We start from the raw sequence: 22,734 nt of genomic DNA on the forward strand, positions 1-22,734 counted from the left end.
AACCTCAGGTCCGCATCTTTTCGCCGCTCGGATCGAAGGGTGCTGCGACATTGATGCGGGCCGGGCGCCGATGTCCGAGGATTTCGATTTCGAACAGGCCCGCGCTTTCGTCCTCGGCAAGAGCCGCCGGCACGTAGCCCTGCGCCATCGACTTCCTGACATAGTGGGCATAGCCGCCCGACGTGACCCAGCCGACCACGCGCCAGTCGCCGTCGACGATGCCGCGCACGGCCGAAGCGCCTTCGGCCGCCTTGGAGCCGCGTATCTCCTTACCGCCCGTGTCGAAGCGCGGCGCGCCATAGCCATGCGGCTTCTCAACCGTGCCGTAATCCTTGCTGACCCTGGCCCAGATCGGCTCGTCGCCCATGACATCGGCATCCGCGGCATCGACGATGAAGGAAACGCGGCGCAGTTTCGGCCCCTCGGCGTGTTCCTTGGCGGCAGCCTCGCGGCCGATGAAATCGTTCTTCTCCAGCTTGATGAAGCGGTCCATCGCCCCTTCGAACGGTCCGTAGATCGGCCGCAGCTCGCGGAACCAGGTCGGAAAGTTCTTTTCAAGACGCATCGACAGCAGAGCCCGCATGCCGAAATCGACGAGGCCGAATTCCTCGCCGGCATCCTTGATCTGATGATAGACGAGGCGTTGGTAGGTTGGCGCCATCCAGATCTCATATCCGAGATCGCCGGTGTAGGTGATGCGGTTGACCAGGCACGGCGCGCCGCCGACCGCCATCTCGCGGAAATCCATGAAGCGGAAGGATTTGGTCGAGATGTCGATATCGACCAGCTTCTGTAGCAAATCCCGCGATTTCGGTCCGGCGATCGACAGGCCGACCAGCGTCTGGTCGAAGCGGTGGATGCGCACCGAACCGTCCTTCGGCAAATGCTTCTCGAACCAGCGCATGTGGTATTTCTGCGCCGCCGATGAGCCCCAGATCATGAAGCGGTCTTCAGCGGCCTTGGCGATGGTGAAGTCGCCGATCAGCTTGCCGAATTCGTTGAGCATCGGCGACAGCACGATGCGGCCGGTCTTCGGCATGCGGTTGGTCATCAGCCGGTTGAGGAAGTCCTCCGCCGCCGGTCCCGACACTTCGTATTTGGCGAAGTTGGCGATCTCGGTGACGCCGACACGCTCACGCGTGGCGCGCACTTCCTCGCCGATCGGCCCAAAATCGTTGGAGCGATGGAAGGAGACGATATCCCTGGGCTCCTGGCCTTTCGGTGCGAACCAGAGCGGTGTCTCGAGACCCCAGGAGTCACCCATGACGGCGTTGTTGGCCAGCATGATGTCGTAGAGCGGCGTTGTCTGCGCCGGGCGTGCGGCCGGGAGTTCTTCATTGGGGAAGCGGATGGAGAAGCGGCGCGAATAATTTTCGCGCACCTTGGCGTTGGTGTAGCGCAGCCCGGCCCATTCGCCGAAGCGGGTGACATCCATGCCCCATACGTCGAAGCCGGGATCGCCATGAACCATCCAGTTCGACAGCGCCAAGCCGACGCCGCCCCCCTGGCTGAAACCGGCCATGACGGCGCAGGCGCACCAGAAATTGGTCAGGCCCTGCACTGGGCCGACCAGCGGGTTGCCGTCCAGCGCGAAGGTGAAGGGGCCGTTGATGATCTGCTTGATGCCGGCCTTCTCGATGCCGGGGAAATGCTTGAAGCCGATTTCCAGCGACGGCGCGATGCGGTCGAGGTCGGGCGGCAGCAATTCGTGGCCGAAATCCCACGGCGTGTTGACCGGCGACCACGGCTTGCAGGCCTTCTCATAGGTGCCGAGCAGGATACCGTTGCGCTCCTGGCGCGTGTAGATCTCGCCCTTGAAGTCGAGCACGCCGATCATCTCGCGGCCGGTCGATTTGTTGAATTCCTCGACCTCCGGCATCGGCTCGGTCAGGAGATACATGTGCTCCATGGCCAGCACGGGCAGTTCGACGCCGACCATGCGGCCGATCTCGCGCGCCCACAGGCCGCCGCAATTGACGACATGCTCGGCCTTCACCGTGCCCTGTTCGGTGACGACATTCCAGGTGCCGTCGACCTCCTGCGTCAGTTCGACGACGCGGTTGCGCAGCACGATCTCGGCGCCGAGTTTCTTGGCCGCCTTGGAATAGGCGATCGTCGTGCCGGACGGATCGAGATGGCCTTCGACCGGATCCCACATGGCGCCAACGAAATTGGTTTCGTCCATCAGCGGAAACATCGCCTTGGCTTCGGACGGGGTGATCAGTTCGGTGTCCATGCCGAGATAGCGGCCCTTGGCGTGGGCAAGGCGGAGGAAGTCCATGCGTTCGGGCGTATCGGCCAACATCACGCCACCGGTCAGATGCAGCGAGCAGGATTGGCCGGATATTTCCTCGATCTCCTTGTAGAGTTGCACCGTGTAGGCCTGCAGCTTGGCGACATTGGGGTCGCCGTTCAGCGTATGGAAGCCACCGGCCGCGTGCCAGGACGAGCCGGAGGTAAGCTCCGAGCGCTCGATCAGCATGATGTCGGTCCAGCCGGCCTTGGCCAGATGGTAGAGAACCGAGCAGCCCACGACGCCGCCGCCGATCACAACCGCTTTTACATGAGATTTCATCTAGATAGGTCCGTTTTTGAAGGGAATGAATCGATTGAGAGCGGCGTGCGCCCTTCCTCTACCCCGTCGATCGGGGGAGAGGTGTCGAGCGCCGCTCGACGGAGGGGGGGTCGACTGTTCATCAACAACACAGATGATCAAAAATCGGTCGGGGCGCCGCCCTCGGACCGGCGCTTGGCGACGAAGGCGTTGAGTTCCTCGCGGATGGCCGGGTCCATGTAGGGCTCTTCGTAGGACGTGAGCCGTTCCTTCCAGACCTTGTTGGCCTTTTCGAGTGCCGTCGGCGAGCCGGCTTCCGCCCAGGTCTCGTAATTGCGCCAGTCGGACAGGATCGGCGAGTAGAACGCGGTCTTGTAGCGGTCCTGCGTGTGCTGGGTGCCGAAGAAATGGCCGCCGGGACCGACCGACTGGATCGCGTCGAAGCCAAGCGCCTCGTCGGAAAGGTCGAGCGGGGTCAGGAATTCAGCCACCATCTGCAGCAGGTCTATGTCGAGAATGGTCTTCTCGTAGGAGCAGCGCAGGCCGCCCTCGAGCCAGCCTGCGGCATGCATCATCAGATTGCCGCCGCCCTGGATGGCACCCCACAGCGAGAACACGCTTTCATAAGCCGCCTGGGCGTCGACCGTGTTGGCGGCGCAGGTGTTGGAGGTGCGGTAGGGGATGTTGTAGCGGCGGGCAAGCTGGCCGCCGACGAGCTGCGCCTTCATGTATTCCGGCGTGCCGAAGGCCGGCGAGCCGGACTTCATGTCGACATTGGAGGTGAAGCCGCCGTAGCCGACCGGCGCGCCCTTGCGCACCATCTGGGCGAAGGCGATGCCGGACAGTGCTTCGGCGTTCTGCTGCACCAGCGCGCCGGCGATGGTGACCGGCGCCATGGCACCCGACAGGGTAAACGGCGTCACGACGACGACCTGGCCCTTGCTCGACATCTGGATGATGCCTTCCATCATCGGCACATCGAGCTTGAGCGGCGAATTGGTGTTGATGATGGTGAAGACGGACGGCTCTTCGAGCAGCTGCTCGTGGCTGATGCCGCGCGCGATCCTTGCGATCTCGATGCCGTCCACATTGCGCTCCTTGCCGAGCGAATAGATGTGGAACACCTTGTCAGTGAGCACGCTGAGATCGCGGATGCATTCGAGGTGGCGCACGGACGGATGGATATCCGTCGGCTCGACCGGATAGCCACCCGTGCAGTTCAGGATGTTGTGCATCTGTGCGAGTTTTAGAAAGTTGCGATAGTCCTGCTGATTGCCGGGCCGGCGGCCATGATCGAGGTCGGAGCAATTGGGCGCCGACGCCATCATCGAGATGATCACATTGTTGCCGCCGAAGCGCACATTGTGCGCCGGATTGCGGGCATGGATGGTGAATTCCGACGGGCAGTGCGACACCAGATCCAGGATCATGTCGCTGTCGAAGCGCACGCGCTCGCTGCCGTCGCGCACGTCGGCGCCATGTGCCTTCATGATGCGGCGGGCTTCGTCATGCAGAACGTCGACGCCGATTTCCCGCAGCACGCGCAACGAAGCGAGGTGGATCGACTCCAGCTCGTCGTCGGAGACCAGCCTGGTCGGCGCCAGCGGGTTTTTCAGTTGGCGGAAAGCCGGCTGCTCGAACGCGGCCGAGCCGCCGGCGCGCTTTCCGGCGCGGCCGCCGCGGCGGGCACGATCGGTGGCCAATGCCGGTTCTGCTGGTTGTAGGGCGGCGGTCATGGTGGTCCTCGTACGATGCGATAGCGGGCGGCATAATGGACCGGCGGCTGTCCAGCCATTGCGGAGGCGGCGACCACTAGGGCTAGGGAAGCGACATACCGGAACGGCAGTTGCGCGGCCAAATGCGTTGCCCCGTTGGCGCAAACGGATTTCGCCGGCCGGCCCTTCCTTTCCCCGGATCGAACCGGTAGCCAGTCGGGCTTGCCGGCCGGATGGCCAGCACATTTCACACGGATGACGGCATGGTCGCGACCACCACGTAGCTCAATCGATAATCCTGCAACCCCGATAGCGGTGCGCACAATGAACCTGGCGGAATCGAACGACGAGACGATGCAGTGGGCTGGTATCACCGGCGTGATCGCGACCGTATCTGTGTTCGCCATCGCGCAGGGCCTGTCCTATCCGCTGCTGAGTTTCATCCTGCAGCGCCAGGGCGTTTCTCCAGCGATGATCGGCCTTTCGGCGGCGATGACGCCGATCGGCTTCATCGTGTCGTCGCCATTGATCCCGTCGCTGGCGCGGCGGTTCGGGGCAGGGCGTACGGCGCTCATTTGTGCCGCGCTTTCTGCGGTTGTGCTGGCGCTGGTCGGCTGGACGCAGAATGTTTATCTCTGGTTTCCACTGCGCTTCCTGATCGGCGTCGTCACCAATCCGCTTTACGTGCTGAGCGAGATCTGGGTGATCGCGCTGGCGCCGCCGGCGCGACGCGGTCGCGTCATGGGCGTTTACTCGACGATCATCTCGGCCGGTTTCGCGGCTGGCCCGCTGTGCCTGCTTGCCGTCGGCACGGAGGGCTGGCCGCCATTCCTCGTCGGCATTTTCGCCTTCGTGCTATGCGGCATCTGCCTGGCCTCGGTGCTGCCGCGCTTGCCCAAGGTCGACGAGGCCGGGCATCAGGTTTCCGTCCTAGGTTTCGTGCCGCTGGCGTGGCTGCTTTTGTTTGCCGTCATCGTGGCCGCCGGTTTCGAACAGGGCGCGCTGGCCCTGCTGCCGGTCTATGGCACTCATCACGGCATCGCCGAAGCCCGCATGTCAGCGCTGTTGTCGTTGATGATCGCCGGCAACATCGCCATGCAGGTGCCGCTCGGATTGCTGGCGGAAAGGCTTTCCGCACACCTGGTGCGGCTTGCCTGTGTTGCGCTGACGGTGCTCGGCTGCGTGCTTCTGCCGCTGCTCATCGAGACGCCGCTGATCTGGCCGATGATTTTCGTCTGGGGTGCTGTTTCCTACGGCATCTACACGATGTCGATCATCGAGCTCGGCGAGCGCTTCACAGGCTCGACACTGGTCGCCGGCAACGCAGCATTCTCCTTGATGTGGGGCGTCGGCGGCATCGCCGTGCCGCCGCTGGCGGGCGGCGCCATGGATATTCTGGGCGCCGGCGGGCTGCCGATCACGCTCGGCCTGATGTGCCTGGCGCTGGCCATCGCGAGCCTGGCTGGCCGGCGGAAAGCCTCAATTGTGCGCCGAACATATTGAATATCGGACATAGCATATCGATGTTGGCAATCCCCAAAGCGACGCGTTTATCGGAGACCTCATGACCAAGCCCATCCAAAAACCAGGATCCGCCACCGAGACCAACGATCCGTTTCTCTGGCTGGAAGACAGGACAGCCGCGCAGTCGCTTGACTGGGTGCATCGCCAGAACGAGGTCACGGTTGGCGAGCTGCAGGGTGATCCTTCCTATCAGGCGTCGTTCCAGACCGCGCTCGATCTGATGACGGCCGAAGACAACATTGCAGTCGGCGCATCACTCAAAGGCCATGTCTATAATTTCTGGCAGGACAAGACTAATGTGCTCGGCCTCTGGCGCCGCACGACGGTTGCTTCCTACAAAACCGAAAAACCCGACTGGGAAACGATCATCGACTTCGACCAGCTTGCGGCGAAAGAGGGGATCAAATGGGTGTTCGGAGGCGCAAGCCGACTCTATCCGGACTTCAATCGCTGTCTGGTGAGTATGTCGCCGGATGGCGGCGACGCCAGCGAGATGCGTGAATTCGACATCGAAACGAAATCCTTCGTGGAAGGTGGGTTTCGCGCGCCCGCATCCAAGTCGGGTTTCAGCTGGCTGGACAAGGACACGGTCATCGTTTCGGCGGCGTTCGAGGAGGCCGACAAGACTGAGTCCGGGTATCCGCGCGTGATCAAGCTCTGGAAGCGCGGCACCAAGCTCGAAGACGTGACACCGATCTTCGAGGCGCAGAAAGAGGATCTCGCCGTTGGCGCAGCTGTCGAGTTCGACGGCGACAGGCGCTATTTGATCTTGGCCCGGACGCTGAATTTCTTCGCTTCGCACATCTTCCTGCGGCTGCCGTCCGGCGAAAACAAACAGCTGCCGGTGCCGGACGACATGACCGACACCGCGATCTTCAGGGATCAGCTCGTCTTCGGCCTGCGCAGCCCGTGGACGGCGCCCGATGGCACGTTGTGCAAGCCTGATGGCCTCTATTCGCTGGATCTGGCGCTCTGGGTCGAGACCGCTACGCTCGGTCCGGTGGAAACCGTGTTGGAGCCGGCATATCGGGTGTCCATCGCCGGCATTGCCCGCACGCAGGACCGGCTGTTCATCAACCTGATGGACAATGTGCGCGGCAAGGTCGTCGTCTGCGAGCGCAAGGAGGGCGGCTGGTCGCTGAAACCGGTCGCGTTGCCCGAAAACGGCAATGTAGGCATCAGCCATGCCGAGCAGTTCGGGTCGAGTGTGTCGTTCTCCTTCACCGATTTCCTGACGCCGAGCTCGATCATCTGGTCGGACGACAATGGCGAGACACTGGCAACCGTGAAGTCTCAGCCGGCGCGTTTCGATGCCTCGCCGCTGATCTCAGAACAGTTCGAGGCGCGCTCGAAGGACGGCACGATGATCCCCTATTTCGTCGTCAGGCGGCGCGACCAGAAGAGTCCGGTGCCGACGCTGCTCTATGGCTATGGGGGCTTCGAAGTGCCGTTGCTGCCTGGCTATGCCGGCGTGCGCGGCAGGCTGTGGCTGGAGAAGGGCAACGCCTATGTGCAGGCCTGCATCCGCGGCGGCGGCGAGTTTGGCCCGGCCTGGCATCAGGCGGCGCTCAAGGGCAATCGCCAGAACGGCTTCGACGATTTTGCGGCAGTAGCACAAGACGTCGTTAGACGCGGGATTGCGACAGCAGCCTCGCTCGGCATCCAGGGCGGCTCGAATGGCGGCCTGCTGACCGGCGTTTCCTTGACGCAGCGCCCCGAACTCTTCGGTGCCGTCATCATCGAGGTGCCGCTGCTCGACATGCTGCGCTACACTGAATTGCCGCCGGGTGCTTCCTGGATGGCCGAATATGGCGACCCGTCGAAACCGGAAGACGCGAAGTGGCTTTCCGCCTATTCGCCCTATCAGCATGTCGATGCCGGTGCTGCCTATCCGCCGGTTTTGCTGACCACCTCGACCGCCGACGACCGGGTCCATCCCGGACATGCGCGCAAGATGGCCGCCCGTCTGCAGGAAGCCGGTCATACCAAGACGATGTTCTTCGAGGAGACCGAGGGTGGGCATGGCGGCCGAGGCGACCGCCGGCCGCAGGCGGCGCAGACCGCGATGAAATATGTCTTCCTGCAAAGGGCGCTGGGTGGAACGGCATAGACGGCAGATTTTGATGCAATTCCCGAGGAAGAGCACTACGCACTTTCCTCCGGGAAAACCGTTTCACACTTTTCCCGAAATTGCTCTAAGGTGCCATCCATGGCTCTCGAAGGGACATTGGCTGGCGCATTCGGGCTTCGCGCATTGCGGGTCGCGGTGACACCGTCACCGCGCACGCTGCGCGCCGAGCTTTTGCGGCTGTGCGCCCGCATCGGTTATTCGCCACCTGTCTGCCTCTGACGCATTCGCCCCGGCTTGGGCCGGATAGAATCCAGAGGAAAGATCAGATCCATGACTTATCAGAATTATTCGCTGAAGCAGCTTCAGCAGATCGATGCCGCGCATCATCTGCATCCGTTCACCGATCACAGGGAACTGCGCGAAGTCGGCTCGCGTATCATCACCCGCGCCAATGGGCCGTTCATCTATGATTCCGAGGGGGCTGAAATCCTCGACGGCATGGCCGGGCTGTGGTGCGTGAACGTCGGCTATGGGCGCGACGAACTGGCCGAGGCAGCCTATGCCCAGATGAAGGAGCTGCCCTACTACAACTCCTTCTTCAAATGTTCGACGCCGACGCCGGTGCTGTTGTCACAAAAACTGGCGGAAATCGCACCGAAGAACGTCAGCCAGGTGTTCTACGGTTCGTCCGGTTCGGAAGCCAACGACACGGCGCTGCGCCTTGTGCGCCATTACTGGGTGTTGGAAGGCAAGCCGGAGAAGAACCGCATCATCTCGCGCAAGATGGCCTATCACGGCTCGACCGTTGCCGGCACCTCGCTCGGCGGGATGGATGCCATGCACAAGCAGCTCGGCGGTGCGGTGCCCAACATCGTCCATGTGATGATGCCCTATGCCTATGAGCTGGCGCTGCCGGGCGAGAGCGATCATGATTTCGGCTTGCGCGCGGCCGGGGCTGTCGAGGTCGCGATCCTCGAAGCCGGCGCCAACAAGGTTGCTGCCTTCATCGGCGAGCCGGTCATGGGAGCAGGCGGTGTGAAAATTCCGCCGGTCAGCTACTGGCCGGAGGTGCAGCGCATCTGCCGCAAATATGATGTCCTGCTGATGCTGGACGAGGTCATCACCGGCTATGGCCGCACCGGCGAGTGGTTCGCCGCGCAAACGCTCGGCATCGAGCCGGACACGATCACCACGGCCAAGGCCCTGACCTCCGGCTATCAGCCGCTGTCGGCATTGTTGGTCGGCGACCGCATAGCCTCTACGCTGGTCGAGAAGGGCGGCGAGTTCAATCACGGCTACACCTATTCCGGCCACCCGGTGGCCTGCGCCGTGGCGTTGAAGAACCTCGAGATCATCGAGCGAGAAGAGCTGGTCGACCGCGTCCGGAACGATACCGGCCCCTATTTCGCCAAGGCGTTGCAGGAGCGCATTGCCGGGCATGATCTGGTCGGCGAGGTGCGTTCGATCGGGCTGATGGGCGCGATCGAGATCGTCAAGGACAAGGCGACCAAGGAGCGGTTCCTGCCGGCGGGAAGCGCGGCGGTGACCGTGCGCGACCACGCCATCGCGCACGGCATGATGCTGCGCGCCACAGGCGACACGATGATCCTGTCGCCGCCGCTGATCTGGACCCGTGATACGATCGATATGGCTTGCGAGCGCATCTCGAAGGCGCTGGATTTGGCGCAAGCCGATCTGCGCAAGCGGTAGGGCTCGAGCCCCGACCGGGCGTTCCTCGGCAGGAGCGCCCGGTCTCGACAACATGATCAAGCGGCGAGTGAACGAAATGCATCCCCATCGCGTAGTGTGTGGGGCAGCGGCTGATTCGGCCGCGACAAGGGGTTTGTCTGGATGAGAAAGATCGGCAAGAGCCGACGGACGCAACAAGCGGCCAGCATCGGCGGTGATCTGATGCTGGCGCCGCTGGTGGCGATGATGCGGCTGCCGCTGATGGCCATGGATGGCGGGAGCAGCCAGCCATGGGGCACGGAGACGGCGCGTGCGGTAAACGAGAAGACCGCCGCCATGGCCGAAGGCGCGTTTGCGGCGCAAATGTCTTTCCTGCAGTCGGCATCGCGGTTCTGGCCCGAGGTCTTTTCCGGCCGCACGCCGTCGCTGTTCAACGGTGTTGCGGCGGAACGCTCGATCAGCGCTGCGCTGAAGCCGGCAAGCCGTGCCGTGAAGGCGAATTTTCGTCGACTGTCCAACAAGACCTGACCGAGTTGCAGACCTTTGATTTTGCGCATCGAGGAGTGCATGCGCTAGAACCAGTCGGTACAGTTACCGATGGGGGACACGATGGCCGGACAACCGCTCAACCAGCCGGCTGAAATTCCAGCCGAACTCGACCGCTGGAATTGGGGCGCCTTCTTCCTCAACTGGATCTGGGGCATCGGCAACAGCACCTTCATCGCGCTGCTGGCGCTGATCCCGTTCGTCAACATCATCATGATCATCGTGTTGGGTGCACGCGGCAGTCGCTGGGCCTGGCGGAACCGCGTCTGGCGCGACGCGGAACAGTTTCGCAGGACGCAACGCAACTGGGCAATCGCCGGCGTTGTCGTGTGGGTGGTCGGGATCGGCGGTTGTGCGACGATGGTCGGCAGCATCCCCTACGTCCTGAAAGGCAGCGATGCCTATCACATGACCATGGACAGACTTCGCGCCGACGATCGCGTGAAGGCCGCGCTCGGTGATGATGTGGCGGCCGACAGTTTCTGGGTCGGTGGCCATCTCAATATCAATGCGAATGGTTCTGGCGACGCCCTGTTCAGCATTCCGGTCCACGGCGCCAAGGGCAAGGGCACTGTCTACTCAACCGCAGTCCGCGCTGCCGGCACGTGGAGCCTGCGCCTGCTGGTCGTCAGGCTCGAGGGGGCCGATGCACCGATCGTGCTGATCAACGAAGATCATGTCCCGATCCCGAATGCGGCAATCGGAATATAAAAACCAGACAGTGCGGATAAACTGGCGGAAACGCAAAAACCGCGCTCCATCGGGAACGCGGCTTTGCCAGATACGCATGGCGCTTCGCTACTCAAATACTTTGCGAAACCAACGGCATTTGTCGAAACTTACAGGCTCCGGTACGCGAGACCTGATCCGGAGCGCCGGGCGGATGCGATATGTCCGCCTCGCAATCCGTTTTATAGGAACATCGTTACCGCAGAGTTATCGAGAGCTTAAGCAAATCTAAATTTGCATTTTTTCTGCCGAAGGAAATCGGAAAAAGCCCGCCAAGTCCGTTGGTTACGCTGGATTGCCGCGCAGAAAATTAATTATGCCGGAGAAATCGGCGCCGCCATGTCCCTGGGCGTTGAACAAGGCATAGAGCTGGGCTGCTTCGGCGCCAAGCGGCGTCACCGCACCCGCGCTTTGTGCTGCTTCCTGGGACAATTTCAGATCTTTCAGCATCAGTGCCGCTGCAAACCCTGGCTTGTAGTCCCTGTTGGCGGGTGAAGTCGGCACAGGGCCGGGCACCGGGCAATAGGCGGTCAAGGACCAGCATTGCCCCGACGAGGTCGAGGCAACATCGAACAGTGCTTGGTGCGAGAGGCCGAGCTTTTCCGCCAGAACGAAGGCTTCGGCGACACCGATCATCGAGATGCCGAGGATCATGTTGTTGCATATCTTTGCCGCCTGTCCGGCGCCGTCGCCGCCGCAATGGACGATGCGGCCGGCCATCGGCTTCAGGACCGGCTCGGCGGCGGCGAAGGCATTGCCGGAGCCTCCGGCCATGAAGGTGAGCGTGCCGGCCGCGGCACCGCCTGTGCCGCCCGAGACGGGCGCATCGATGGACAGCAGGCCGTGTTTGGCGGCAACGGCATGCGCCTTGCGCGCCGATTCGACGTCGATGGTCGAGGAATCGATGAACAACGCGCCTTTTTTCGCCTTGGGCGCGATGTCCTGATAGACCGACAGCACGTGCTTGCCGGCCGGCAGCATGGTGATCACCACGTCGGCGCCCTTCACCGCGGCTGGTGCGTTGGCCATGACGACCACGCCATGCTCGCGCGCGACGGTAAGGTTCTCCGGCACCAGGTCGAAGCCGTGCACGGCATGCCCCGCCTTGACCAGGTTGGCGGCCATCGGATTGCCCATGTTCCCGAGGCCGATGAAGGCAATCGTCGTCATTGTCTGTCTCCCAGAGTTGCTGGCTTCAGCGGCCAATCAGCGCGCGAGCGATGATGACGCGCATGATTTCGTTTGTGCCTTCGAGGATCTGGTGCACGCGCAGGTCCCGCACCAGCTTCTCGATGCCGTAGTCGTGCAGGTAGCCATAACCGCCGAGCAGTTGCAGTGCATCGTTGGCGACATTGAAGCCGGTGTCGGTGACGAAGCGCTTGGCCATCGCTGACCATTTGCCGGCATCCGGCGCCTTGCGGTCGAGCTTCGAAGCGGCGGCATAAAGGAAGATGCGCGCCGCCTGTAGCTCGGTCTCCATGTCGGCCAGCTTGAACTGCAAGGCCTGGAACTGATTGATCTTCGAGCCGAAGGCCTTGCGCTCGGCAGTGTAGGCAAGCGCCTTGTCGAGCGCCGACTGTGCGCCGCCAAGCGAACAGGCGGCGATGTTCAGCCGGCCGCCATCGAGGCCCGCCATGGCAATGCCGAAGCCGGCGCCTTCGCCCGACAGAAGGTTCTCCGCCGGCACCTTGCAATCCTCGAAGATGACCTGGCGGGTAGACTGCATGTGCCAGCCCATCTTGTGCTCGTTGGCGCCGAAGGAGAGCCCTGGTGCATCTTTCGGCACGACGATGGTGGAGATGCCTTTCGGCCCCTCAGTGCCGGTGCGCACCATGACGGCATAGACATCGCTGTCGCCGGCACCCGAGATGAACTGCTTGGTGCCGTTGAGGACATAGTCGCCGCCACTCTTGACCGCGCGCGTCTTGAGCGCCGCGGCATCGGAGCCCGAGCCCGGCTCGGTCAGGCAGTAGCTCGCCAGCCATTCCATCGAGGTAAGTTTCGGCAGGAAGCGCTGGCGCTGTTCCTCATTGCCGAAACGGTCGATCATCGAGGCCACCATGTTGTGGATCGAGATGAACGACGAAAAGGCCGGATCGGCGTGCGACAGCGCTTCGAAGATCAGCACGGCATCGAGCCGGCCCAGCGCCGAACCGCCGACATCGTCCCTGATATAGATGCCGCCGAGGCCAAGCGGCCCGGTCTCGCGGATCACATCGGCGGGAAAGTGTTTCCGTCGATCCCAGTCGAGCGCATTCGGCGCGACGCGGTCGGCGGCGAAGGCCTGCGCCATCTCCTGGATGGCGCGCTGTTCCTCATTGAGTTCGAACTGGCTGGTGCTCGCATCGACCGAGGCGTCCATTGGCGTGCTCCCTATGTGCTGGCCCAGCTAGCCCGCTGGCCCGTCGTTTTTGGCTTTGCGCGCGCCCCAATCTAGACCAATGATGCCGCCGCGCAACCCGACCCATCAACCGCCCATTTGGGGAGCGGCTGTGCATCAATGCCTGTCCGGAGCATGACGTGACGACAAAATTCGATGATTTGCTGGGGCAGTTCCACGCATACCTTGCGTCCGTCGATCACGCCCTGGTGCGCGATGCCGTGGCGCGGATCGGCTGGGACATGCCCGCCCGCACGCTGGAGCCGCATCCGCTTGCCTGCCTGCGCCATCTCGATCGCGTCGTGGAACTGGCGCCGCCGGATGCCAAGCCGCTGGTGCGGCTGCTTGCCGAGCATCGGAACGATTTCCGCTGCGGGCAGACCTACAGCGAGGCGGATTTCGGAAAAGAGTTCATCGACAATTACGGCTGGCTCGAAGTGTTCGGCACGCGAGGCCACTTCGCCAATGACGAGGTCGCCGCCGGCCTGCTGATCCTTGGGCCCGACATCGTCTATCCCGACCACCATCATGTTGCCGAGGAAATCTACATTCCGCTGACCGGTGGCACCGAATGGCGCATGGGCGAGAGCGCTTTTTGCCCGCGTATGGCCGGCGAGGTCGTCCACCACGCATCCAACGTCAATCACGCCATGCGCACCGGCAAAGAGCCGTTGCTGGCGCTCTACATCTGGCGCGGCGGGCCGCTGGCGCAGAAATCGAACATCACCGGAACCGTGACGCAGGGCAGGGGCTGATGGCCAGAGCGATCATGCTGCAAGGCACGGGTTCGGATGTCGGCAAGACGGTTCTGGTCGCCGGCCTCTGCCGCGCGGCAAAAAAGCGTGGGCTGAAGGTGCGGCCATTCAAGCCGCAGAACATGTCGAACAATGCTGCCGTCGCCGACATTCCGGGTGACAACAACCATGGCGGCGGCGAGATCGGCCGTGCCCAATGGCTGCAGGCGATCGCTTGTGGCGTCGCGCCATCGGTCCACATGAACCCGGTGCTGCTCAAGCCGCAGACCGATGTCGGTGCGCAGGTCATCGTGCAGGGCAAGGTGTTCGGCGAAGCGCGGGCGCGCGACTACCAGGCGCTGAAGGGCCGGCTGATGGATGCCGTTCTGGACTCCTGGGGCAAGGTCGGCGAGGGCGCCGATCTGGTCATCGTCGAGGGCGCCGGCTCGCCGGCCGAGATCAATCTTCGCAGCCGCGACATCGCCAATATGGGCTTTGCCACGCGCGCCGACGTGCCGGTGGTGCTGGTCGGCGACATCGATCGCGGCGGCGTCATCGCTTCGGTTGTCGGTACGCATCTGATCCTGTCGGAAGAGGACCGGCGCATGATCGTCGGCTATCTCATCAACAAGTTCCGCGGCGACGTTTCACTGTTCGATGACGGCATCAGGTCGATCGAAAAATTCACGGGATGGCGCTGTTTCGGCGTCGTGCCGTGGCTGAAGGCAGCGTCACGCCTGCCTTCGGAGGATTCGGTGGTGCTGGAACGGCTGGCGTCCGGCGAAGCGCGCGCGTTGAAAGTCGCCGTGCCGATGCTTGGCCGCATCGCCAATTTCGACGATCTCGACCCGCTCAAGGCCGAGCCGCAGGTCGAGGTGGTGTTCGTGCCACCGGGAAGACCGCTGCCAGCCGATGCTGGGCTGGTGGTCATTCCAGGCTCGAAGTCGACGATCGGCGATCTCCTGAAGTTCCGCGAAAACGGCTGGGATCGCGACCTTCTCGCGCACGCCAAGCGCGGCGGCCATGTCGTCGGCATCTGCGGCGGCTTCCAGATGCTCGGCCGTATCGTGCGCGATCCCGACGGCATCGAAGGCAGCGTCACCGAGGCAGAAGGCCTCGGCCTGCTCGACATCGAAACGGTGATGGAACCAGAAAAGACGGTGCGCAACGTCAGCGCCCGTTCGGTCCTGTTCGACCTGCCGCTCGAAGGCTACGAGATCCATCTCGGCCGCACCACCGGACCGGATACGCTGCGACCGTCGGCAGTCATCAACGGCGTCGATGACGGGGCAGTCTCGGCCGATGGCAAGGTGATCGGCACCTATATGCACGGGCTGTTTGGTGCCGACGGCTTTCGCGGGAAATTCCTCGAAAGCCTCGGCATCAAGGGCGGTGGCATCGACTATCGGGCCGAGGTCGAGCGGGCCTTGGACGAGGTCGCAGCCGAGCTGGAGACCCATCTCGACTGCGACGCGATCTTTGGCTTGGCGCGCTAAGGTCCAATTCAGGCTTTTTCGCCTGCCTTCGGCCAGTAGGTGCCGAACGACCAGACATTGCCTTCCGGGTCGCGGCAGATGAATTCGCGGCTGCCATAGTCGCGGTTCGTCAATTCCTGGATGATCGTGGCGCCGGCCTTCCTGGCCTTCGCATAGGCGGCATCGGCGTCGTCGACGGCGATGTAGATAGACTTGCCGCCGCCTGAGCCGGGTTCGCCGACCATCTTCCCGTAGTCGTCGTCGCGCACCGTGCCGAGCATGATCATCGAGGAGCCGAAGACCAGTTCGGCATGGTGCACGACATCGCCTTCGCCATAGCGGGCCTGGACGCTGAAGCCGAAAGCCTCGCTCAGCCAGTCGATCATCTCTGCCGCGTTCTTGTAGCGCAAAGCGGGGTAGAGGCGGGGCGCTTCGTTGCTGGTGGTCATGTCGATCTCCTTCAATGGGGTTGGTCGATGCCCCACTCTGGGCGAAGGCCGTTCCAGCGTCTTGAAGAAATGTTACCTGACTGAAAGCGAGGTCGGCGTCTCGCCGGCAAGGTCACGGAACTCGCGCACCAGATGCGCCTGGTCGGCATAACCGCAATCGGCGGCGATATCCGCCCAGTCGGCGGTCTGCTGCCTCGACAGGCCGAGCGCGCGGTTGAAGCGCACGATGCGCGACAGCGTCTTGGGGCCGATGCCGATGGCGTTGGAAAAACCGCTGGCGAGATGCTTGCGGCTCCAGCCCAGTCTTTCTGCAATCGATGAAATGCGGGTCCGGCCTCCGGATGTGATGATGCGGTCATACGCCCAGGCGATTTCGAGGGGTGTTTCCGCGGCATTCTTGAGACGAGCGGTGACGAAGGCTTCGGCCATGTCGAAACGTGCCGTCCAGTCCGGCGCGTTGCCGAGCCGTTCACGCAGCGCCATGCCCTGCGCGCCAAGCACGTCGTCGAGAACGACCATGCTGTCGGCTAACTCGCTCATTGGCAGGCGGAAGAAACGGCGCGCGCCAAGCGGCGTGAAGTTGACCTGGACGCAGCAGGCGCCGCCGAAGGATTCGATCACTACCGGTCCGGCATAGAGACCGGCGGCGAAACTCGCGAAGCGGTCATTGTCGCCGGGCGCCTTGCCGAGCCCGATGGCGAAAGCTTCGGCGAAGCTGATGACCAGGGGTACGGTGAGCGACGCGTATTCGACGTTACGCATATGGCCGGGCGCCATTTCGCGATAGCCGCAAATGTCCGACACAATGCCCTGAAGTCGAGGATCGGGCAGGCGCCGGCGCATCTCGAACCGCCCGGCGACGGATTGGTCCTGCTCTTGCTGGAGTTGCATCTCGACTGGCATCGGCCATCCTTGCGCCAAGTCAAATCTAGCAGATCCAGGGCCGGAAACAAAAGCGCCCGGCTTTTGGCCGGGCGCTCTTCATCCCCACTTCAAGGGAATTGGTCAGGCGCCGCGCATCAAGCAGCCGCCGGCAAGCACGATGAAAGCAATAAGAACAATCCACACCGATGCGAGTGGAATGAACGCAAGAATGCCAAGCGCGGCGAGAACGCCGATGATGGCGATAACAACGGAAATGATAAAAACGATCTGGGTGGGTGCGCTAAGATTCATGTTTGGCTCCTCGCAACATGATTCGAACAGCGGCAGTCTATCAGTGCACGTGATCACACACCAATCATGGCACGCAGCGGATTCGCCGGGTCGGCCAGAAGCTTCGCGGCCAGCGCCAGACAGACGATCACCAGTAACGGCTTGATCAGTCTTGCGCCGATGCGCATGGCCAGGCTGGCGCCGACGCGGGCGCCGAGGAACTGGGCAATGCCCATCATCAGGCCGATCTTCCAGTAGACGACGCCGACCGCGGCGAAGACGATGAAGCCGCCGATGTTGGAAGCGAAGTTGAGCAGCTTGGTGTGCGCCGTCGACTTGAGCACGCCGTAGCCGGCAAGTGCCACGAAACCCAGCATGTAGAAGGAGCCGGCGCCTGGCCCGAACAGGCCATCGTAGAAGCCGATGGCGGGCACTAGTGTCAGTCCGAACAGGAACGGCGACAGGCGCTCGGCGCGGTCGACATCGTTCATGTTGGGTTTGAATGCGAAGTAGACCGCGATGGCGATCAGCACGATGGGCAAGGCCGCCCGCAGAATGTCACCGGGCACGATCGTTGCCAGCAAGGCACCGATGGCGCTTCCGACAAGGGCCAAAAGCGCCGACGGCAATTGCCGGCGCAGGTCGACATGACCCTTCGACGCGTAGTGGATAGTCGCCGAGCCCGACCCGAACATACCTTGCAATTTATTGGTTCCAAGCGCCTCGACCGGCGAGAAACCGGCAAGCAGCAGTGCTGGAATGGTGATCAGTCCGCCGCCGCCGGCGATCGAGTCGACAAAGCCTGCAGCAAAGCCGGCGAAGGCGAGCATGGTGACGGTCTGGATGCTAAGGTCGATCATCTGATGTATGGAGGGATCCGGCTGGCTGAGATGTCGGGCGTTCGACCACGACCGCCCTGTTTGCGCAAGACCGATTCCGCGCTACCTCTATTCAAGAGGAATCGGAAAGGGACCCTGATGGCGTTCGCATTGCTGGACCAGATACGTCAGATCTTCGACGGCGACCCGGGCGTGCGCAAGGTGGCTGACGATCCAGTCCTGTCGGCGGAACTGCTGATGCTGTTTCGCATGATCCTGGCCGATGGGTCGGTCAGTGAGAGCGAGATGGTTGCCTTCCGGCGCATCTGCAGGGACGCCTTCGGAATTGCGGAAACCAGCGTCGACAGCGTCATCCAATATCTCAACGAGTTCGGCTACGAGACCAATGGCTCGCAAGCGATCGCGCTGTTCCGCGACCTCGACATCGAACGACGCAAGCAATTGGCCCGCCATATGGCTGACATCGCCAAGGCGGATTCGCAACTGGCCGAGAGCGAGGTGCGCCTGCTGCGCCGCACGCTCGACCTGCTCGATATCAACCCGGTCGATTTGGTGAAGCCGGAAGGCTAGGCATTGCCTGGGCAACGGTTCGCTGACGTCAAAGGGGGTATTCAAGTGGCCTTTGCCGACAGCTATCTGGGACAATTGCGGGCATTGATCGGAAGCCGTCTGGTGTTGATGCCGGGTGCGCGCATCGTCATCGAACGCGCCGACAGCCGCATCCTGTTGCAGAAACGGACCGATTTTGGCCTGTGGGGCCTGCCCGGCGCCAATGCCGAGGAAGGCGAGGGCCTGGAAGCGGTGGTCATCCGGGAGGTGCTCGAGGAAACCGGGTTGATCGTCAGTGATGTCGAACCATTCGGGTTCGGCTGCGACCCGCACTATGAAACCTTCCAGTTTCCGAATGGCGACCGCGCTCAGTTCTTCGCGCTGATGTTCTATACGCGCTCGTTTGAAGGCGAGCCGGCGGTCGCCGATGACGAGAGCACCGCTGTCGGCTGGTTCGCGCCTGACAGCTTGCCCGAGATGCTGCCCAACATGGCGCGCAGCATCGAGGCCTATCTCCGGTTCAAGGCCACCGGAAAATTCCAGATGATCTGAGAGACTGTTTGGAAATTCTACTCCGGCGGCCATCTGGAGGCGTTTTCTGCGCTTCTCACGGACCCAAATGTCCGCTGCGCTCGTCGCTCCGCGACCCCGAAACAACCACCACCTGGCTCGCCAGAGCGAATTTCGAAACAGTCTCTGAGACGCTTTAGTTAGCCCTGTTCCCGCATCCGCCGAGCGATCGCCCGGTACAAATCAGGGGCGGCGGTGACAAGCGCCTTGGCCGCCTCGGACTGCGGGTGATCGAGCACGTCGCTGGTCTTGCCGCGCTCGACGATCTTGCCATCATGCATGACCAGCACCTCGTCCGTGATGGCGCGGGCGACGGTCAGGTCGTGGGTGATGAAGAGATAGGCGATGCCGAGCTTCTGGTTCAGCTCTGCGAACAAATCAAGGATCTGGGCACGGATGGAGACATCGAGCGCCGAAACCGGCTCGTCGGCGACGACCAGTTTCGGGCGCGTGATGATGGCGCGGGCGATCGACAGACGCTGGCGCTGGCCGCCGGAAAATTCGTGCGGGTATTTGTCCATGTCGCGCTGGTCGAGGCCGACTTCGTGCAGTGCGTGCGCCACCATCTCGCGGCGCTCGGCGCGCGTCGGCTTTTTGTCCAGCACATGCAGGGGTTCGGCGACCAGTTTTTCGACCTTCTGGCGCGGATCGAAGGAACCATAAGGATCCTGAAAGACAACCTGCATGTCACGGCGCGCCGGCTTCAGCTCGGCTTCGCTCTTGCCGGTGATGGTTTCGCCGCGAAACCGGATGGTGCCCGAGCTTGGCCGGTCCAGCGCCAGGATCATGCGGGCGAGCGTTGACTTGCCGCAGCCGGAGCGGCCAACCAGCGCCAGCGACTGACCCGGCGCCATCGACAAGGACACCTGGTCGACGGCGCGGATATCAGGCGCCCGCCTGAACAGCGAGGTGCGCCGACCGGCATAGTCGCGGGTCACGCCCTCGACCTGGAGCAAAGATCGGCCCGTCTCGAGACCATGCGGCTTCGAGCGCGCCGGCACATGGATCGAGGCCTGCGCCAGCTGGCGCGTGAAGGGGTGGAGCTGTTCGGACAGCGTGCGCGCCGTGTCGCCGGTTTCCATTACCTCGCCGCGGCGCAGGATGGTGATACGGTCCGCCATCTCGGTAACCACGGCAAGGTCGTGCGAGATCAGCAGCAGCCCCATGCGGCTCTCGGCGACGAGGTCGCGCAGGAGGTCGAGGATCTGGGCCTGCAGCACCACGTCGAGAGCCGTGGTCGGCTCGTCGGCGATCAGGAGCTTCGGCTTCAGCGCACAAGCGATGGCGATGACGACGCGCTGGCGCTGGCCGCCCGACAGTTCGTGCGGATAGCGCGACATTGGGAATTTCGCCGAGGGCAAGCCGACCCGGTCGAGCATTTTTCGCGCCCGGTCTTCGGCTTCGGCGCGGCTTGCCTTGGTGTGCCAGCGAATGCCTTCGGCGACCTGTTCGCCGATGGTCTTGACCGGATTGAGCGCCGTCATCGGCTCCTGGAACACCATGCCGATGTCATCGCCGCGCAGTGCGCACATCTGGTCCTCGGTTGCCGCGAGGAGGTCGATGCCGTCGAATGTGACGCGTCCAGTAGCGCGCGCGGCATAGGGCAGAAGCTGCATCACCGTCAGCGCGGTCATCGACTTGCCCGAGCCGGATTCGCCGACCAGGCCCATCACTTCGCCGGGCGCGACGGAAAGTTCCATACCCTTGAGGATCGGCGTGTCGTCGATGGTCAGCGAAAGGTTCTTGATGTCGAGCAGGCTCATCGCTGCCGCCGCGATTTTGGATCGAGAATGTCGGCGATCCCATCGCCCAGGAGGTTCAGGCCGAGCACGGTGACGACGATCGCCATGCCGGGAAAGATTGCCATCCATGGCGCCACTACCATGCGGGTCTGCGCGTCGAACAGCATGCGGCCCCAGCTCGGCATTGGCGGCTGGGCGCCCAAGCCTAGATAGGAAAGCCCGGCCTCCGCCAGGATACCCAGCGCGAACTGGATGGTGCCTTGCACCAGGAGCAGCGTGGCAATGTTGGGCAGCACATGTTCGATGGATATCTGCGTGCTGCTCTTGCCGGCGGCGCGCGCGGCAAGAATGAACTCGCGTGGCCAGATCGCCAGCGCGCCGGCCCGGGCGACACGGGCAAAGACCGGTATGTTGAAGATGCCGATGGCGATGATGGCGTTGACGGCGCCCGGCCCGAAGATAGCGGTGATCATGATGGCCGACAGCAGCGCCGGAAAGGCGAAAACGAGGTCGTTCAGCCGCATCAGCGCCTCGTCGACGAGGCCGCCGCGTGCTGCGGCAAAGGCTCCGAGCGGCACGCCGACCCCCATGCCGATGCCCACAGCGACCAGCGCCACGGCAATCGAATTGCGGGCGCCGACCATGACCATCGACAGGATGTCGCGACCGAAATGGTCGGTGCCGAACCAGTGCGCCAGCGAGGGTACTTGGGTCTTGTCCGATATCATCAGTTTCGTGACGTCGTAGGGCGTCCAGGCATAGGAGACGATTGCCATTGCCAGGATCAGCACGGTGATGACGAAACCGGCAACGAAGGCGGTGTTCCTGAATGCCTTGGCCAGGATGGTGCCGAAGGTCTCTTCGGGAATGTCGATGTGCAGCGTCATTGCCGGGTTCTCAGGCGCGGATCGACGACCGCATAGGAAAGGTCGACCAGAAGGTTGACGGCGATGACGGCGGCGACCAGCAGCATGACGACGCTTTCGACGACGATCAGGTCGCGCTGGGTGATTGCCTGGAACACCAGCCGGCCGAGGCCGGGCAGGTAAAAGACATTCTCGATGATGATGGTGCCGGCAAGCAGGAAGGCGAATTGCAGGCCCAGGATGGTCAGCACGGGGATCATCGCGTTGCGCAGCGCGTGCCGCCACAGCACGGCGCGATAGGGCAGGCCCTTGGCGCGGGCGGTGCGGATATAGTCCTCGTTCAGCACCTCGATCAGCGCCGAGCGGGTGACGCGCGCCAGGATCGCGGCTTGCGGCAAGGCAAGTGCAACCGCCGGCAGCAACAGCGATTTCAGTGCCGGCCAGATGCCGGCACTCCAGCCGGGAAAGCCGCCGGCCGGAACCAGCTGCAGCCAGACGGCGAACACATAGATCAGCATCAGGGCGAACCAGAAATTGGGCACGGCGACGCCAAGCTGTGCGGCGCCCATGGAAATCGTGTCACCGGCGCGTCCACGCCGGCTGGCGGAAAACAGGCCAACGGGAATCGCGATCATTGTGGAGAGCGCAAGCGCAATCAGCGCCAGCGGCAGCGAAACGGCAAGCCGCTCGCGCACCAGGTCGATGACCGGCACCGAATAGGTATAGGAGCGGCCGAAATCGAGACTGAGCAGGCCGCCGGCCCAGTGAAGATAGCGCAGGGCCAGTGGTGCGTTGAGGCCCATCTGGTTGCGCAGCAGTTCGACCTGGTCGGCGCTGGCGTTCAAGCCCAGCATCAGCCGTGCCGGATCGCCGGGCAGGACTTCCAGCACGGCGAACACCACCATGGAGGCCAAGATCAGAGTGGCGATGGCGATGGCGAGGCGTTTTAGGAGATAGGCGGTCATGGAAGGTCGGGGACCGCTGTTTTGCCGGGGGCAGGCAAGAGGTGACTATAGCGTTCTACGGCGCCCCCCTCTGTCCTGCCGGACATCTCCCCCTCAAGGGGGGAGATTGGAAGTTTCAGCGCCGGTGGCACAAATACAGCGTTGATGATTGGCGAAAGCAGCAGCGAGAGCGCAATCTCCCC

The 22,734-nt window shown here is 63.0% G+C and carries 21 protein-coding genes; 10 read left to right on the forward strand and 11 right to left on the reverse strand.

Going from position 1 to position 22,734, the window contains the following annotated elements; genetic code table 11:
* Window positions 1-4 precede the first annotated feature (4 nt).
* Together NKJ90_RS02210 and NKJ90_RS02215 are read right to left on the reverse strand one after the other, a co-directional pair.
* Window positions 5-2,575 (reverse strand): GcvT family protein, encoded by a 2,571-nt coding sequence (locus NKJ90_RS02210; protein WP_352485601.1) that lies wholly within the window; start codon window positions 2,573-2,575, stop codon window positions 5-7.
* 137 nt (window positions 2,576-2,712) lie between these two features.
* Complete coding sequence (locus NKJ90_RS02215; RefSeq protein ID WP_023757724.1) at window positions 2,713-4,290, reverse strand: trimethylamine methyltransferase family protein; 1,578 nt, start codon at window positions 4,288-4,290, stop codon at window positions 2,713-2,715.
* A gap of 303 nt (window positions 4,291-4,593) precedes the next feature.
* On the opposite strand from NKJ90_RS02215, the gene NKJ90_RS02220 reads away from it, so the two are divergent.
* From NKJ90_RS02220 to NKJ90_RS02245, 6 genes are all read left to right on the forward strand, one after another.
* Window positions 4,594-5,772, forward strand: a complete 1,179-nt coding sequence (locus tag NKJ90_RS02220; RefSeq protein WP_023757723.1) for an MFS transporter — start codon at window positions 4,594-4,596, stop codon at window positions 5,770-5,772.
* Window positions 5,773-5,833: 61 nt separating this feature from the next.
* Window positions 5,834-7,903 carry a prolyl oligopeptidase family serine peptidase gene (locus NKJ90_RS02225; protein ID WP_023757722.1) on the forward strand — a complete coding sequence of 690 codons (2,070 nt, stop codon included), beginning with the start codon at window positions 5,834-5,836 and terminating at the stop codon, window positions 7,901-7,903.
* 99 nt (window positions 7,904-8,002) lie between these two features.
* Window positions 8,003-8,143, forward strand: a complete 141-nt coding sequence (locus NKJ90_RS02230) for a capsid protein (RefSeq protein ID WP_084025154.1) — start codon at window positions 8,003-8,005, stop codon at window positions 8,141-8,143.
* A 51-nt stretch (window positions 8,144-8,194) separates the two neighbouring features.
* Entirely contained in the window at window positions 8,195-9,574 is a 1,380-nt protein-coding gene (locus tag NKJ90_RS02235) for an aspartate aminotransferase family protein (protein WP_023757721.1), read from the forward strand.
* Window positions 9,575-9,715: 141 nt separating this feature from the next.
* Window positions 9,716-10,081, forward strand: coding sequence for a hypothetical protein (locus tag NKJ90_RS02240; protein ID WP_023757720.1), 366 nt, complete (start codon window positions 9,716-9,718; stop codon window positions 10,079-10,081).
* Between the two features lie 81 nt (window positions 10,082-10,162).
* Window positions 10,163-10,810, forward strand: coding sequence for a cytochrome c oxidase assembly factor Coa1 family protein (locus tag NKJ90_RS02245; RefSeq protein ID WP_023757719.1), 648 nt, complete (start codon window positions 10,163-10,165; stop codon window positions 10,808-10,810).
* Between the two features lie 303 nt (window positions 10,811-11,113).
* On the opposite strand, the gene mmsB is transcribed toward NKJ90_RS02245, so the two are convergent.
* Together mmsB and NKJ90_RS02255 are read right to left on the reverse strand one after the other, a co-directional pair.
* Window positions 11,114-11,998, reverse strand: a complete 885-nt coding sequence (mmsB, locus tag NKJ90_RS02250) for a 3-hydroxyisobutyrate dehydrogenase (protein WP_023757718.1) — start codon at window positions 11,996-11,998, stop codon at window positions 11,114-11,116.
* A 25-nt stretch (window positions 11,999-12,023) separates the two neighbouring features.
* Window positions 12,024-13,190, reverse strand: a complete 1,167-nt coding sequence (locus NKJ90_RS02255; protein ID WP_352485605.1) for an isobutyryl-CoA dehydrogenase — start codon at window positions 13,188-13,190, stop codon at window positions 12,024-12,026.
* A gap of 158 nt (window positions 13,191-13,348) precedes the next feature.
* Between NKJ90_RS02255 and NKJ90_RS02260 the strand changes: the two genes are divergently transcribed.
* Complete coding sequence (locus tag NKJ90_RS02260; RefSeq protein ID WP_352485607.1) at window positions 13,349-13,963, forward strand: dimethylsulfonioproprionate lyase family protein; 615 nt, start codon at window positions 13,349-13,351, stop codon at window positions 13,961-13,963.
* Window positions 13,963-15,438 (forward strand): cobyric acid synthase, encoded by a 1,476-nt coding sequence (locus tag NKJ90_RS02265; protein ID WP_352485609.1) that lies wholly within the window; start codon window positions 13,963-13,965, stop codon window positions 15,436-15,438. The genes NKJ90_RS02260 and NKJ90_RS02265 overlap by 1 nt, the downstream gene beginning before the upstream one ends.
* An 8-nt stretch (window positions 15,439-15,446) precedes the next feature.
* On the opposite strand, the gene NKJ90_RS02270 is transcribed toward NKJ90_RS02265, so the two are convergent.
* The 4 genes from NKJ90_RS02270 to NKJ90_RS02285 form a co-directional block, all read right to left on the reverse strand.
* The gene (locus NKJ90_RS02270) at window positions 15,447-15,866 is read right to left on the reverse strand and encodes a VOC family protein (RefSeq protein ID WP_023757714.1); all 420 of its coding nucleotides are present in this window, start codon (window positions 15,864-15,866) and stop codon (window positions 15,447-15,449) included.
* Between the two features lie 72 nt (window positions 15,867-15,938).
* Window positions 15,939-16,769 (reverse strand): helix-turn-helix domain-containing protein, encoded by an 831-nt coding sequence (locus NKJ90_RS02275; RefSeq protein WP_023757713.1) that lies wholly within the window; start codon window positions 16,767-16,769, stop codon window positions 15,939-15,941.
* Window positions 16,770-16,871: 102 nt separating this feature from the next.
* On the reverse strand, window positions 16,872-17,042 hold the full coding sequence (locus NKJ90_RS02280; protein ID WP_023757712.1) for a hypothetical protein: 171 nt from the start codon (window positions 17,040-17,042) through the stop codon (window positions 16,872-16,874).
* Between the two features lie 53 nt (window positions 17,043-17,095).
* Window positions 17,096-17,881 carry a TSUP family transporter gene (locus tag NKJ90_RS02285; protein WP_023757711.1) on the reverse strand — a complete coding sequence of 262 codons (786 nt, stop codon included), beginning with the start codon at window positions 17,879-17,881 and terminating at the stop codon, window positions 17,096-17,098.
* 117 nt (window positions 17,882-17,998) lie between these two features.
* Here NKJ90_RS02285 and NKJ90_RS02290 point away from each other — a divergent pair, with 117 nt between their 5' ends.
* Window positions 17,999-18,430 (forward strand): TerB family tellurite resistance protein, encoded by a 432-nt coding sequence (locus NKJ90_RS02290; protein WP_023757710.1) that lies wholly within the window; start codon window positions 17,999-18,001, stop codon window positions 18,428-18,430.
* A 45-nt stretch (window positions 18,431-18,475) separates the two neighbouring features.
* A complete protein-coding gene (locus NKJ90_RS02295) occupies window positions 18,476-18,961 on the forward strand; it encodes an NUDIX domain-containing protein (protein ID WP_023757709.1) in 486 nt (161 codons plus the stop codon).
* 158 nt (window positions 18,962-19,119) lie between these two features.
* Here NKJ90_RS02295 and NKJ90_RS02300 read toward each other — a convergent pair whose 3' ends face one another.
* The 3 genes from NKJ90_RS02300 to NKJ90_RS02310 are packed head-to-tail and all read right to left on the reverse strand — an operon-like array spanning window position 19,120 to window position 22,552.
* The gene (locus NKJ90_RS02300; RefSeq protein ID WP_023757708.1) at window positions 19,120-20,742 is read right to left on the reverse strand and encodes an ABC transporter ATP-binding protein; all 1,623 of its coding nucleotides are present in this window, start codon (window positions 20,740-20,742) and stop codon (window positions 19,120-19,122) included.
* Window positions 20,739-21,608 (reverse strand): ABC transporter permease, encoded by an 870-nt coding sequence (locus tag NKJ90_RS02305; RefSeq protein WP_023757707.1) that lies wholly within the window; start codon window positions 21,606-21,608, stop codon window positions 20,739-20,741. Before NKJ90_RS02305 ends, NKJ90_RS02300 begins: the two co-directional genes overlap by 4 nt.
* Window positions 21,605-22,552, reverse strand: coding sequence for an ABC transporter permease (locus tag NKJ90_RS02310; RefSeq protein ID WP_023757706.1), 948 nt, complete (start codon window positions 22,550-22,552; stop codon window positions 21,605-21,607). Before NKJ90_RS02310 ends, NKJ90_RS02305 begins: the two co-directional genes overlap by 4 nt.
* Window positions 22,553-22,734 lie beyond the last annotated feature (182 nt).

This window comes from Mesorhizobium sp. M0051 (assembly GCF_040323235.1).
Lineage (GTDB): Bacteria > Pseudomonadota > Alphaproteobacteria > Rhizobiales > Rhizobiaceae > Mesorhizobium.

What these genes read in the sequence shown, in the direction of transcription:
- NKJ90_RS02210 (WP_352485601.1), bottom strand. Translation starts at nt 2,575, where the DNA reads ATGAAATCTCATGTAAAAGCGGTTGTGATCGGCGGCGGCGTCGTGGGC.
- NKJ90_RS02215 (WP_023757724.1), bottom strand. Translation starts at nt 4,290, where the DNA reads ATGACCGCCGCCCTACAACCAGCAGAACCGGCATTGGCCACCGATCGT.
- NKJ90_RS02220 (WP_023757723.1), top strand. Translation starts at nt 4,594, where the DNA reads ATGAACCTGGCGGAATCGAACGACGAGACGATGCAGTGGGCTGGTATC.
- NKJ90_RS02225 (WP_023757722.1), top strand. Translation starts at nt 5,834, where the DNA reads ATGACCAAGCCCATCCAAAAACCAGGATCCGCCACCGAGACCAACGAT.
- NKJ90_RS02230 (WP_084025154.1), top strand. Translation starts at nt 8,003, where the DNA reads ATGGCTCTCGAAGGGACATTGGCTGGCGCATTCGGGCTTCGCGCATTG.
- NKJ90_RS02235 (WP_023757721.1), top strand. Translation starts at nt 8,195, where the DNA reads ATGACTTATCAGAATTATTCGCTGAAGCAGCTTCAGCAGATCGATGCC.
- NKJ90_RS02240 (WP_023757720.1), top strand. Translation starts at nt 9,716, where the DNA reads ATGAGAAAGATCGGCAAGAGCCGACGGACGCAACAAGCGGCCAGCATC.
- NKJ90_RS02245 (WP_023757719.1), top strand. Translation starts at nt 10,163, where the DNA reads ATGGCCGGACAACCGCTCAACCAGCCGGCTGAAATTCCAGCCGAACTC.
- mmsB (WP_023757718.1), bottom strand. Translation starts at nt 11,998, where the DNA reads ATGACGACGATTGCCTTCATCGGCCTCGGGAACATGGGCAATCCGATG.
- NKJ90_RS02255 (WP_352485605.1), bottom strand. Translation starts at nt 13,190, where the DNA reads ATGGACGCCTCGGTCGATGCGAGCACCAGCCAGTTCGAACTCAATGAG.
- NKJ90_RS02265 (WP_352485609.1), top strand. Translation starts at nt 13,963, where the DNA reads ATGGCCAGAGCGATCATGCTGCAAGGCACGGGTTCGGATGTCGGCAAG.
- NKJ90_RS02270 (WP_023757714.1), bottom strand. Translation starts at nt 15,866, where the DNA reads ATGACCACCAGCAACGAAGCGCCCCGCCTCTACCCCGCTTTGCGCTAC.
- NKJ90_RS02275 (WP_023757713.1), bottom strand. Translation starts at nt 16,769, where the DNA reads ATGCCAGTCGAGATGCAACTCCAGCAAGAGCAGGACCAATCCGTCGCC.
- NKJ90_RS02280 (WP_023757712.1), bottom strand. Translation starts at nt 17,042, where the DNA reads ATGAATCTTAGCGCACCCACCCAGATCGTTTTTATCATTTCCGTTGTT.
- NKJ90_RS02285 (WP_023757711.1), bottom strand. Translation starts at nt 17,881, where the DNA reads ATGATCGACCTTAGCATCCAGACCGTCACCATGCTCGCCTTCGCCGGC.
- NKJ90_RS02290 (WP_023757710.1), top strand. Translation starts at nt 17,999, where the DNA reads ATGGCGTTCGCATTGCTGGACCAGATACGTCAGATCTTCGACGGCGAC.
- NKJ90_RS02300 (WP_023757708.1), bottom strand. Translation starts at nt 20,742, where the DNA reads ATGAGCCTGCTCGACATCAAGAACCTTTCGCTGACCATCGACGACACG.
- NKJ90_RS02305 (WP_023757707.1), bottom strand. Translation starts at nt 21,608, where the DNA reads ATGACGCTGCACATCGACATTCCCGAAGAGACCTTCGGCACCATCCTG.
- NKJ90_RS02310 (WP_023757706.1), bottom strand. Translation starts at nt 22,552, where the DNA reads ATGACCGCCTATCTCCTAAAACGCCTCGCCATCGCCATCGCCACTCTG.